This is a genomic window from Rhodopseudomonas sp. WA056 (assembly GCF_010906995.1).
Classification (GTDB): Bacteria; Pseudomonadota; Alphaproteobacteria; order Rhizobiales; family Xanthobacteraceae; genus Rhodopseudomonas; species Rhodopseudomonas palustris_G.
In genome coordinates this window covers 1-11,702 of sequence record NZ_QPFS01000141.1, presented here as the reverse complement: position 1 = coordinate 11,702, position 11,702 = coordinate 1, and the positions used below count along the sequence as shown (strand labels likewise).

10 protein-coding genes are annotated in these 11,702 nt (G+C 66.6%); all 10 read left to right on the top strand.

Features of this window, described 5'->3' with window-relative positions; genetic code table 11:
• A partial coding sequence (gene mdh / locus DU475_RS20770; protein ID WP_164633193.1) for a malate dehydrogenase occupies positions 1–867 on the top strand: 867 nt, incomplete at its 5' end.
• Between the two features lie 95 nt (positions 868–962).
• Positions 963–2,159 carry an ADP-forming succinate--CoA ligase subunit beta gene (gene sucC, locus DU475_RS20765; RefSeq protein WP_047307247.1) on the top strand — a complete coding sequence of 399 codons (1,197 nt, stop codon included), beginning with the start codon at positions 963–965 and terminating at the stop codon, positions 2,157–2,159.
• A 64-nt stretch (positions 2,160–2,223) separates the two neighbouring features.
• Positions 2,224–3,108: a succinate--CoA ligase subunit alpha gene (gene sucD, locus DU475_RS20760; protein WP_013500286.1), complete on the top strand. Its 885-nt coding sequence runs from the start codon at positions 2,224–2,226 to the stop codon at positions 3,106–3,108.
• Positions 3,109–3,235: 127 nt separating this feature from the next.
• Positions 3,236–6,193 carry a 2-oxoglutarate dehydrogenase E1 component gene (locus tag DU475_RS20755; protein ID WP_013500287.1) on the top strand — a complete coding sequence of 986 codons (2,958 nt, stop codon included), beginning with the start codon at positions 3,236–3,238 and terminating at the stop codon, positions 6,191–6,193.
• 99 nt (positions 6,194–6,292) lie between these two features.
• Entirely contained in the window at positions 6,293–7,534 is a 1,242-nt protein-coding gene (odhB, locus tag DU475_RS20750) for a 2-oxoglutarate dehydrogenase complex dihydrolipoyllysine-residue succinyltransferase (RefSeq protein ID WP_013500288.1), read from the top strand.
• A gap of 65 nt (positions 7,535–7,599) precedes the next feature.
• Complete coding sequence (locus tag DU475_RS20745) at positions 7,600–7,992, top strand: MAPEG family protein (RefSeq protein WP_164633192.1); 393 nt, start codon at positions 7,600–7,602, stop codon at positions 7,990–7,992.
• Positions 7,993–7,999: 7 nt separating this feature from the next.
• On the top strand, positions 8,000–8,746 hold the full coding sequence (locus DU475_RS20740; RefSeq protein WP_047307245.1) for an SDR family oxidoreductase: 747 nt from the start codon (positions 8,000–8,002) through the stop codon (positions 8,744–8,746).
• Between the two features lie 31 nt (positions 8,747–8,777).
• Positions 8,778–10,181 carry a dihydrolipoyl dehydrogenase gene (gene lpdA, locus DU475_RS20735; protein ID WP_164633191.1) on the top strand — a complete coding sequence of 468 codons (1,404 nt, stop codon included), beginning with the start codon at positions 8,778–8,780 and terminating at the stop codon, positions 10,179–10,181.
• A 41-nt stretch (positions 10,182–10,222) separates the two neighbouring features.
• Positions 10,223–10,765 (top strand): hypothetical protein, encoded by a 543-nt coding sequence (locus tag DU475_RS20730; protein ID WP_164633190.1) that lies wholly within the window; start codon positions 10,223–10,225, stop codon positions 10,763–10,765.
• A 105-nt stretch (positions 10,766–10,870) separates the two neighbouring features.
• Positions 10,871–11,702: SLC13 family permease (locus tag DU475_RS20725; RefSeq protein ID WP_205524484.1), on the top strand; the 832-nt coding region annotated here is incomplete at its 3' end.

Below are 11,702 nucleotides of genomic sequence, written 5' to 3'. Positions count from 1 at the left end.
ATCGCCGAGGGCGTGCCGCAGGGCAAGGCGCTGGATATCGCGGAGTCCTCCCCGGTCGACGGTTTCGACTCCAAGCTGACCGGCGCCAATTCCTATGAGGCGATCGAGGGCGCCCGCGTGGTGATCGTCACCGCCGGCGTGCCGCGCAAGCCGGGCATGAGCCGTGACGATCTGCTCAGCATCAATCTGAAGGTGATGGAGCAGGTCGGCGCCGGCATCAAGAAGTACGCGCCCGACGCGTTCGTGATCTGCATCACCAACCCGCTCGACGCGATGGTGTGGGCGCTGCAGAAGGCCTCCGGCCTGCCGGCCAAGAAGGTCGTCGGCATGGCCGGCGTGCTCGACTCGGCGCGGTTCCGTTACTTCCTGGCCGACGAATTCAACGTCTCGGTCGAAGACGTCACCGCCTTCGTGCTCGGTGGCCACGGCGACACCATGGTGCCGCTGGTGAAGTACTCGACCGTCGCCGGCATTCCGCTCCCCGACCTGATCAAGATGGGCTGGACCTCGCAGGCCCGCCTCGACGAGATCGTCGACCGCACCCGCAACGGCGGCGCCGAGATCGTCAACCTGCTGAAGACCGGCTCGGCGTTCTACGCCCCGGCGGCGTCGGCGATCGCGATGGCCGAGAGCTATCTGAAGGACAAGAAGCGGGTGGTGCCGGTCGCGGCTCACCTCAACGGCGAATACGGCGTCAAGGACATGTATGTCGGCGTGCCGGTGGTGATCGGCGACAAGGGCGTCGAGCGCATCGTCGAGATCGAACTGGCCGGCAAGGACAAGGAAGCGTTCGACAAGTCGGTCGCTGCCGTTCAGGGCCTGGTCGACGCCTGCAAGAAGATTGCGCCCGATCTGCTCGGGCGCTGAGGAACGTCTAACCCAACTGGCTGCGCCGGCCCGGCGAGGGTCGGCGCAGCGTCGCGGTTCAACCGGCCGGAAGCGATCTGGCGAGGGGCAATTCCATGAATATTCACGAATACCAGGCCAAGGCGGTGCTGCGCGAGTTCGGCGTCCCGGTGGGGCACGGCTTCCCGATCTTCAAGGCGTCCGAGGCGGAAGCTGCCGCCAAGCAGCTCGGCGGTCCGGTCTGGGTGGTGAAAAGCCAGATCCACGCCGGCGGCCGCGGCAAGGGCAAGTTCAAGGAAGCCTCCGCGGGCGACAAGGGCGGCGTCCGCCTCGCCAAGTCGATCGACGAGGTCAAGGACTACGCCAAGCAGATGCTCGGCGCCACGCTGGTGACGGTGCAGACCGGAGCCGACGGCAAGCAGGTCAACCGCCTCTACATCGAGGAAGGCTCCGACATCGACAAGGAGTTCTACCTGTCGCTGCTGGTCGATCGCGCCACCTCGCGGATTTCGTTCGTGGTCTCGACCGAGGGCGGCATGTCGATCGAGGACGTCGCCCACGAGACGCCTGAAAAGATCGTGTCGTTCACCGTCGATCCGGCGACCGGCATCATGGGTCATCACGGCCGCACCGTCGCCAAGGCGCTCAACCTGAAGGGCGATCAGGCCAAGCAGGCCGAGGCGATGGTGGCCAAGCTGTACGCCGCGTTCGTCGCCAAAGACATGGACATGCTCGAGATCAACCCGCTGGTGCTGACCAAGCAGGGCGATCTGAAGTGTCTCGACGCCAAGATCTCGTTCGACGGCAACGCGCTGTACCGCCACATCGACATCCAGGCGCTGCGCGACGAGACCGAGGAAGACGCCAAGGAGATCGAGGCGTCGAAATACGACCTCAATTACGTCACCCTCGACGGCACCATCGGCTGCATGGTCAACGGCGCCGGCCTCGCCATGGCGACGATGGACATCATCAAGCTGTACGGCATGGCCCCGGCCAACTTTCTCGACGTCGGCGGCGGCGCCAGCAAGGAGAAGGTGACGGCGGCGTTCAAGATCATCACCGCCGATCCGAACGTGAAGGGCATCCTGATCAACATCTTCGGCGGCATCATGAAGTGCGACGTGATCGCCGAGGGCGTGGTCGCGGCGGTCAAGGAAGTCGGTCTCGACGTGCCGCTGGTGGTTCGCCTCGAAGGCACCAATGTCGAAGCCGGCAAGAAGATCATCAAGCATTCCGGCCTCAACGTGCTGCCCGCCGACAATCTCGACGACGCCGCGCAGAAGATCGTCGCCGCCGTGAAGGGAGCCTGAGGCCGCCTCTCGGCCTCTCCGCTGCCTCCGACCATTCCGTTCGACCGCGAAAGCATCACCGACCATGTCCATTCTGATCGACAGCAACACCCGCGTTATCTGCCAGGGCTTCACCGGCAAGAACGGCACCTTCCATTCCGAGGCGGCGATCGCCTACGGCACCAAGATGGTCGGCGGCACCTCGCCGGGCAAAGGCGGCTCGACCCATCTCGGCCTGCCGGTGTTCGACACCGTCCGTGAGGCGCGCGAGAAGACCGGTGCCGACGCCTCGGTGATCTATGTGCCGCCGCCGGGCGCTGCGGACGCGATCTGCGAAGCGATCGACGCCGAGATCCCGCTGATCGTCTGCATCACCGAGGGCATCCCGGTGCTCGACATGGTGCGGGTGAAGCGCTCGCTGAACGGCTCGAAGTCCCGGCTGATCGGGCCGAACTGCCCGGGCGTGATGACCGCCGGCGAGTGCAAGATCGGCATCATGCCGGCCAACATCTTCAAGCCGGGCTCGGTCGGCATCGTGTCGCGCTCCGGCACCCTGACCTATGAGGCGGTGTTCCAGACCTCGGCCGAAGGCCTCGGCCAGACCACCGCGGTCGGCATCGGCGGCGACCCGGTCAAGGGCACCGAGTTCATCGACGTGCTGGAGATGTTCCTGGCCGACGACAAGACCGAATCGATCATCATGATCGGCGAAATCGGTGGCTCGGCCGAAGAAGACGCCGCCCAGTTCCTGATCGACGAGGCCAAGCGCGGCCGCAAGAAACCGACGGTGGGATTCATCGCCGGCGTCACCGCTCCTCCCGGCCGCCGCATGGGCCACGCCGGCGCGATCATTTCGGGCGGCAAGGGCGATGCAGCCTCGAAGACCGCCGCCATGGAAGCGGCCGGCATCACCGTGTCGCCGTCCCCGGCGCGGCTCGGCAAGACGCTTGCCGAAAAGTTGAAGTCGTAATTCAGACCTTGTGTCGTTCCGAGCTTACATTTCCCTAGAATAGGATAAAAGGTGCACTATGTTGCTGATCCGGTAACCGGATCAGCTTATCGCGACTAAGTCGCGATCTCATAATCAGGAAGCAATCATGTCTCGCCAGGACGCGAATGCCGCTTTCGCCCTGTCTTCCTTTCTACAGGGCGCCAACGCCACCTATATCGACGATCTGTACTCTCGGTACGAAGCTGATCCGTCCTCGGTCGATGCCGACTGGCAGGCATTCTTCCAGAGCCTGAAAGACACTCCCGGCGACATCCAGAAGAACGCCGAGGGGCCATCCTGGGAGCAGGCGAACTGGCCGCTGACCCCGCAGGACGAGCTGACCTCGGCGCTCGACGGCAACTGGAACCAGGTCGAGAAGGCGGTCGGCCAGAAGCTGCAGGCGAAGGCGCAGAGCCGCGGCGTCGCGCTGTCCTCGGCGGATGTCCATCAGGCCACCCGCGACTCGGTCCGCGCCCTGATGCTGATCCGCGCCTACCGCATGCGCGGCCATTTCCACGCCAAGCTCGACCCGCTCGGCCTGTCGCCGGCGAAGGACCACGAGGAACTCGACATCCGGTCCTACGGCTTCACCGAGGCCGATCTCGACCGCAAAATCTTCCTCGATCACGTTCTCGGCCTCGAATACGGCTCGCTCCGCGAGATCGTCGCAATCTGCGAGCGCACCTACTGCCAGACCATGGGCATCGAATTTCTGCACATCTCCAATGGTGCGCAGAAGGCGTGGATCCAGGAGCGGATCGAAGGTCCGGACAAGGAGATCAGCTTCACCCGCGAGGGCCGTCGCGCAATCCTGATGAAGCTGATCGAAACCGAGGGATTTGAGAAGTTCTGCGACCTGAAGTTCACCGGCACCAAGCGGTTCGGTCTCGACGGCGGCGAAGCGCTGATTCCGGCGCTGGAGCAGATCATCAAGCGTGGCGGCAATCTCGGCGTCCGCGAGATCGTGCTCGGCATGCCGCATCGCGGCCGTCTGAACGTCTTGACCCAGGTGATGGCCAAGGCGCACCGGGCGCTGTTCCACGAGTTCAAGGGCGGCTCGGCCAACCCCGACGAAGTCGAGGGCTCGGGCGACGTCAAGTATCACCTCGGCGCCTCGTCGGACCGCGAATTCGACCACAACAAGGTCCACCTGTCGCTGACCGCCAACCCGTCGCATCTCGAGATCGTCGATCCGGTGGTGCTCGGCAAGGTGCGCGCCAAGCAGGACCAGCACGGCGATCTGCCCGAGGAGCGGGTTTCGGTGCTGCCGCTGCTGATGCATGGCGACGCCGCGTTCGCCGGCCAGGGCGTCGTCGCCGAGTGTTTCGCGCTGTCGGATCTGAAGGGCTACCGCACCGGCGGATCGATCCACTTCATCGTCAACAACCAGATCGGCTTCACCACATATCCGCGTTATTCGCGCTCGTCGCCGTATCCGTCGGACGTGGCGAAGATGATCGACGCGCCGATCTTCCACGTCAACGGCGACGATCCGGAAGCGGTGGTGTTCGCCGCCAAGATCGCGGTCGAGTACCGGCAGAAGTTCCACAAGCCGGTCGTGATCGACATGTTCTGCTACCGGCGGCACGGCCACAACGAAGGCGATGAGCCGTCGTTCACCCAGCCGCTGATGTATCGCAAGATCGCCGGCCATCCGACCACGCTGGAGATCTACTCCAAACGCCTGATCGCCGACGGCGTCATCACCGAGGGCGAAGTCGAGAAAGCGCGGGCCGACTGGCGCGCCCGGCTCGATGCCGAGTTCGAGGCGGCGTCGAGCTATCGGCCGAACAAGGCCGACTGGCTCGACGGCAAGTGGGCCGGCTTCAAGTCGGCCGACCAGGAAGAGGAGCCGCGCCGCGGCATCACCGGCGTCGACCTGCCGTCCCTCAAGGAGATCGGCCGCAGGATCACCAAGGTTCCGGAAGGCTTCAGGCTGCACCGCACGGTGCAGCGCTTCCTCGAAAACCGCGCCAAGGCGATCGACAGCGGCAACGGGATCGACTGGGCGACCGGCGAGGCGCTGGCGTTCTGCACCATGCTGCTGGAAGGCCATCGCATCCGGCTGTCGGGTCAGGACTCCGAGCGCGGCACCTTCTCGCAGCGCCATTCGGTGCTGATCGATCAGGAAGACGAGACCCGCTACACCCCGTTCAATCACCTCTCGCCGGATCAAGGCCACTACGAGGTGATCAACTCGCTGCTGTCCGAAGAAGCGGTGCTCGGATTCGAATACGGTTATTCGCTGGCCGAGCCGAACGCGCTGACGCTGTGGGAGGCCCAGTTCGGCGACTTCGCCAACGGCGCCCAGGTGCTGTTCGACCAGTTCATCTCGTCCGGCGAACGCAAGTGGCTGCGGATGTCCGGCCTGGTCTGCCTGCTGCCGCACGGTTACGAGGGGCAGGGGCCGGAGCACTCCTCGGCCCGGCTCGAGCGCTATCTGCAGATGTGCGCCGAAGACAATATGCAGGTGGTGTATCCGACCACCCCGGCCAACTACTTCCACGCGCTGCGCCGTCAGCTCAAGCGCGAAATCCGCAAGCCCTTGATCCTGATGACGCCGAAGTCGCTGCTGCGCCACAAGCGGGCAGTTTCGCGGCTCGACGAGCTCGGCCCCGATACCAGCTTCCACCGCGTGCTGCTCGACGACGCGCAGACGTTGCCGGAGGAGAAGATCAAGCTGGTGCCGGATGCCAAGATCCGGCGCGTCGTGGTGTGCTCCGGCAAGGTCTATTACGACCTCTACGAGGAGCGCGAGAAGCGCGGCATCGACGACGTCTACCTGCTGCGCATCGAACAGCTCTATCCGGTGCCGCTGAAGACGCTGGTGCACGAGCTGTCGCGCTTCAAGGATGCGGAGCTGGTGTGGTGCCAGGAAGAGCCGCGCAACATGGGCGGCTGGCACTTCATCGAGCCGTATCTGGAGTGGGTGCAGAACCAGATCGAAGCCAAGCATCGCCGGCCGCGTTACGTCGGCCGCGCCGCCTCGGCGGCGACCGCGACCGGCTTGATGTCGAAGCACCTGGCGCAGCTCAAGGCCTTCCTCGACGACGCGTTGCGTTGACGCATCGGCCGCCGCATGGCGGCGGCCTTCGTTTTTCCTGAGTTTGGATCACGGGCGGGCGCCGGCGCGACAGCCGCGACGCCGAAGAGGACGAAAACGATGACTGAAATTCGCGTTCCGACGCTCGGCGAATCGGTGACCGAGGCGACCATCGGCCGCTGGTTCAAGCAGCCGGGCGAGGCGGTGGCGGTCGACGAACCGCTCGTCGAGCTCGAGACCGACAAGGTGACCATCGAGGTGCCGGCTCCATCGGCCGGCACGCTGGGCGAGATCGTCGCCAAGGACGGCGAGACCGTCGCTGTCGGCGCGCTGCTCGGCCAGATCACCGATGGCGCCGCCCCGGCCAAGCCGGCTGCCGCCGCTCCCGCCAAGGCCGCGCCGGCGCCCGCCGCGCAGGCTCCGGCGCCCGCTGCGCCCGCCGCCAAGACCCCGCCGTCAGATGCGCCGCTGGCGCCGTCGGTGCGCCGGCTGTCGACCGAAAGCGGCGTCGACGCATCGACCGTGCCGGGCTCGGGCAAGGACGGCCGCGTCACCAAGGGCGACATGCTGGCGGCGATCGAGAAGGCGGCGTCTGCGCCGACCCCGGTCAATCAGCCCGCGGCCGCCGTACAGGTCCGGGCGCCGTCGCCGGCCGACGACGCCGCGCGCGAAGAGCGGGTCAAGATGACCCGGCTGCGCCAGACCATCGCGCGCCGCCTGAAGGAAGTGCAGAACACCGCCGCGATGCTGACGACCTTCAACGAGGTCGACATGACCAACGTCATGGCGCTGCGCGCGCAGTACAAGGACGTGTTCGAAAAGAAGCACGGCGCCAAGCTCGGCTTCATGGGATTCTTCACCAAGGCCTGCGTCCAGGCCCTGAAGGACATCCCGGCCGTCAACGCCGAGATCGACGGCACCGACCTGATCTACAAGAACTACTATCACGTCGGCGTCGCGGTCGGCACCGACAAGGGTCTGGTTGTGCCGGTGGTGCGCGACTGCGACACCAAGTCGATCGCCGAAATCGAAACTTCGATCTCCGACTTCGGCCGGCGCGCCCGTGACGGTCAGCTCAAGATCGAAGAGATGCAGGGCGGCACCTTCACCATCACCAACGGCGGCATCTACGGCTCGCTGATGTCGACCCCGATCCTGAACGCGCCGCAGTCCGGCATCCTCGGCATGCACAAGATCCAGGAACGCCCGGTGGTGGTCGGCGGCAAGATCGAGGTGCGGCCGATGATGTATCTGGCGCTGAGCTACGACCACCGCGTGATCGACGGCAAGGAAGCGGTGACCTTCCTGGTCCGTGTCAAGGAAAGCCTGGAAGATCCGGCCCGGCTGGTGCTGGATCTCTGATACCAAGCAATCCGGCGGCGCGGCACCGGCGCGCCGCCGCCTAGTTCACGGGAGGCGATGCCGCGATGCCGGTCGAAATCACGGTGCTTGGCTGGGGTGTGGCGCTGCTGATCGTGCAGATGCTGCTGGCCTCGATTCCGACCACGATGGAGCTCGGCGGCGACTATCAGGCCGGTCCGCGCGACGAGCCGCGGGCACCGAAAGGACGCTTCGCCGGTCGCGCCGGCCGGGCCTACCGCAATCTTCTCGAGACCTTTCCGGCCTATGTGGCGATCGCCCTGGCGCTGGCCGTCACCGGCAAGACCGGCGGCTACGCGGCCACCGCGGCGATCGTCTGGCTGGTGGCGCGGGTATTGTACGTGCCGCTGTACATCGTCCACATCCCGTTTGCGCGCAGCATCGTCTGGCTGGTCGCCCTGTTGGCGCTGGTCGCGATGCTGGTCAGGCTGCTGAGCTGAGAGCCCCATGAGCGACCGCGTCGTCATCATCACCGGAGGCAGCCGCGGCATCGGCCGTGCCACCGCGCTCGCCTGCGCCAGGCGCGGCTTCAAGGTCGTGATCGGCTACGCCAGCAACGCGGCCGCGGCGAGCGAGGTGGTGGCGGAGATCGAAGCCGTCGGCGGCAAGGCGATTGCGGTGAAATGCGACGTCGGGCTCGAGGCCGACATTCTGGCGCTGTTCGCTGCCGCGGACGCCTTCGGCCCGCTCGGCGCGCTGGTGAACAATGCCGGCATCGTCGGCCCGACCGCGCGCGTGGACGAGATGTCGGCCGAACGCATCCAGCGCATCATGGCGGTCAACGTCACCGGCAGCATCCTGTGCGCCCGCGAGGCGGTGAAGCGGATGTCGACCCGGCACGGCGGCCAGGGCGGCGTCATCGTCAATCTGTCGTCGGTCGCGGCCAAACTCGGCTCGCCGAACACCTATGTCGACTATGCGGCCTCCAAGGGCGCGGTCGATTCCTTCACGGTCGGGCTCGGACACGAGCTCGCCGGCGAAGGCATTCGGGTCGCGGCGATTCGGCCGGGGCTGATCGACACCGAGATCCATGCGTCCGGCGGAGATCCGGAACGCGCCCATCGGCTGAGCGTCAACGTGCCGATGAAGCGCGTCGGCCGCGCCGAAGAAATCGCCAACGCCGTCGTCTGGCTGCTGTCCGACGAGGCCTCCTATGTCACCAGCGCCATCCTCGACGTGTCGGGGGGACGGTAGTCGCGCCGGCGCCAACTCACAGGATTGATCTATGGCCACCTACGATCTCGTCGTCATCGGCACCGGCCCCGGCGGCTACGTCTGCGCGATCCGCGCGGCTCAGCTCGGACTCAAGGTCGCGGTGGTCGAGAAGAACGCCACGCTCGGTGGCACCTGCCTGAACGTCGGCTGCATGCCGTCCAAGGCGCTGCTGCACGCCTCCGAACTGTTCGAGGAAGCCGGGCACTCGTTCGCCAAGATGGGCATCGGCGTCCCGGCGCCGAAGCTCGATCTGCCGGCGATGATGAACTTCAAGCAGCAGGGCATCGACGGCAACGTCAAAGGCGTCGAATACCTGATGAAGAAGAACAAGATCGACGTGCTGGCCGGCAAGGGCAAGATCCTCGGCGCCGGCAAGGTCGAGGTCACCGGCGCCGACGGCAAGGCGCAAATCGTCGACACCAAATCGATCGTGATCGCCTCGGGTTCGGCGGTGGCGCAGCTCAAGGGCATCGAGATCGACGAGAAGCGCGTGGTGTCGTCGACCGGTGCGCTGTCGCTCGACAAGGTCCCGGGCAAGCTGATCGTGGTCGGCGCCGGGGTGATCGGTCTCGAGCTCGGCTCGGTGTGGCGCCGTCTCGGCGCCGAGGTCACCGTGGTCGAATTCCTCGACCGCATCCTGCCGGGCATGGACGCCGAGGTGGTCAAGCAGTTCCAGCGCATCCTCGAAAAGCAGGGCTTCGCGTTCAAGCTCGGCGCCAAGGTCACCGGCGTCGACAGCTCGGGCGCCAAGCTCGCCGTCAAGGTCGCAGCGGCGGCCGGCGGCAATCCGGAGACGCTGGAGGCCGACGTCGTGCTGGTCGCGATCGGCCGCGTCCCCTACACCGAGGGGCTGGGACTGAAAGAGGCCGGCATCGCGCTCGACGAGCGTGGCCGGGTGGTGATCGACGATCACTTCGCCACCAGCCTCAAGGGCGTCTACGCGATCGGCGACGTGGTGCGCGGCCCGATGCTGGCTCACAAGGCCGAGGACGAAGGCGTTGCGGTCGCCGAGCTGATCGCCGGCAAGGCGGGCCACGTCAACTACGACGTGATCCCAGGCGTGGTCTACACGACGCCGGAAGTGTCCTGCGTCGGCAAGACCGAGGAAGATCTCAAGCAGGCCGGCGTCGCCTACACGGTCGGCAAATTCCCGTTCACCGCCAACGGCCGCTCCAAGGTCAACCAGACCACCGACGGCTTCGTGAAGATCCTGGCCGACGCCAAGACCGACCGCGTGCTCGGCGTCCACATCATCGGCCGTGAGGCCGGCGAGATGATCCACGAAGCGGCAGTGCTGATGGAGTTCGGCGGTTCGGCCGAGGATCTGGCCCGCACCTGCCACGCCCACCCGACCCGCTCGGAAGCCATCAAGGAAGCCGCCCTTACGGTCGGCAAGCGCGCCATCCATATGTGACGGAAGGCCGGCGTGAGGTCGGCGTGACGGATGGTGGCGTGATGAAGCGTCGGCTGTTGCAGCCCCTGTGGGTGCTGCTGGCGGTTCTGTTCCTGATCGAGGCGTGGTTCTGGGACCACGTCGAGCCGCTGGTCGCGCGCATCGTCGCGCTGATTCCGCTGCGCGAGCTCAAAGAGCGGCTGGCGCGCTGGGTCGAGCATCTGTCGCCGGCGATGACGCTGCCGGTGTTTCTGGTGCCGGTCGCGCCGCTGTATCCGCTGAAGCTGTTCGCGCTGGCGCTGCTCGCGCAGGGCCACTGGATCGCCGGACTTTGCATCTTTGCGGCCGCCCAGGTGTTCGGCCTCGGCGTCGCGGCCTTCATCTTCGACGTCACCAAGCCCAAGCTGCTGCAGCTCCGCTGGTTCGCCGCGACCTATCGCTGGGTGATCGCGCTGCGCGCCAAGGCGCACGCGATCGTCGCGCCGATCATGGCCCGCATTCGAGCCAGGCTCGCCGAGCTGCTGAAGGAGGACGGCGACGGCTGGGGTGCGAAGATGCTGCGCCGGATCGGCGCATTGCGACGGCGAATCCGCGCGGCGCGCTGATCCGTCCGCGGACCCGGCGGACGACCGAGCGAAATCGCTTGATCGCCGTCATGGCGGCGCGCGGCTGCGTCTAGGACACCAGCACAGGCAGGCGGGGAACGGCGGATGCGGTGGGACGCGATCGACTGGCGGCGGCTCGGCGCCATTCTGTTCGGCTTCGCGCTGCTCGCACTGACACTGGTGATTCCGCCGCCCGCCGGCATGAAGCTCGAGGCGTGGCGGGTCGCCGGCGTCGCCGCGCTGATGGCGACCTGGTGGATCAGCGAAGCGGTGCCGCTGCCGGTGACCGCGCTGCTGCCGCTGGTGGCGTTCCCGCTTCTCGGCGTCGTGCCGATCCGCGAGGCGGCGGCGCCCTATGCCGACCCGATCATCTTCCTGTTTCTCGGCGGCTTCGTCCTTGGCGTCGCGATGCAGCGCTGGTCGCTGCACAAGCGCATCGGATTGGGCGTCGTCGCACTCGCCGGGGTGTCGCCGGCACGCCTGTGCGCCGGTTTCCTGCTGTCGACCGCGCTGCTGTCGATGTGGATCAGCAATTCGGCGACCGCGATCATCATGCTGCCGGTGGCGACCTCGGTGCTGGCGCTGCTCGATCGCGACACAGGAAACGCCCCACAGGCGCGGCGTCACCTCGGCCTCAGCCTGATGCTGTCGGTGGCGTATGGCGCCAGCGTCGGCGGCCTCGGAACGCTGATCGGCACCCCCGCCAATGCGATGCTGGCTGCCTATCTCCGGCGCGAACACCAGGTCGACATCGGCTTCGCAGAGTGGATGGCGATCGGGGTGCCGCTGGCCGCAGTGCTGCTGTCGGCGGCCTGGCTGCTGCTGACCCGGATGTTCCCGGTGCCGGTCGCGCTGACCGAGCGCGCAGCCGACACCGTCGCCGCAGAGCTGAATCGGTTGGGCCCGATCAGCGGTCCGGAAGCGCGGGTTGCGGTGG

What these genes read in the sequence shown, in the direction of transcription:
- sucC (WP_047307247.1), top strand. Translation starts at nt 963, where the DNA reads ATGAATATTCACGAATACCAGGCCAAGGCGGTGCTGCGCGAGTTCGGC.
- sucD (WP_013500286.1), top strand. Translation starts at nt 2,224, where the DNA reads ATGTCCATTCTGATCGACAGCAACACCCGCGTTATCTGCCAGGGCTTC.
- DU475_RS20755 (WP_013500287.1), top strand. Translation starts at nt 3,236, where the DNA reads ATGTCTCGCCAGGACGCGAATGCCGCTTTCGCCCTGTCTTCCTTTCTA.
- odhB (WP_013500288.1), top strand. Translation starts at nt 6,293, where the DNA reads ATGACTGAAATTCGCGTTCCGACGCTCGGCGAATCGGTGACCGAGGCG.
- DU475_RS20745 (WP_164633192.1), top strand. Translation starts at nt 7,600, where the DNA reads ATGCCGGTCGAAATCACGGTGCTTGGCTGGGGTGTGGCGCTGCTGATC.
- DU475_RS20740 (WP_047307245.1), top strand. Translation starts at nt 8,000, where the DNA reads ATGAGCGACCGCGTCGTCATCATCACCGGAGGCAGCCGCGGCATCGGC.
- lpdA (WP_164633191.1), top strand. Translation starts at nt 8,778, where the DNA reads ATGGCCACCTACGATCTCGTCGTCATCGGCACCGGCCCCGGCGGCTAC.
- DU475_RS20730 (WP_164633190.1), top strand. Translation starts at nt 10,223, where the DNA reads ATGAAGCGTCGGCTGTTGCAGCCCCTGTGGGTGCTGCTGGCGGTTCTG.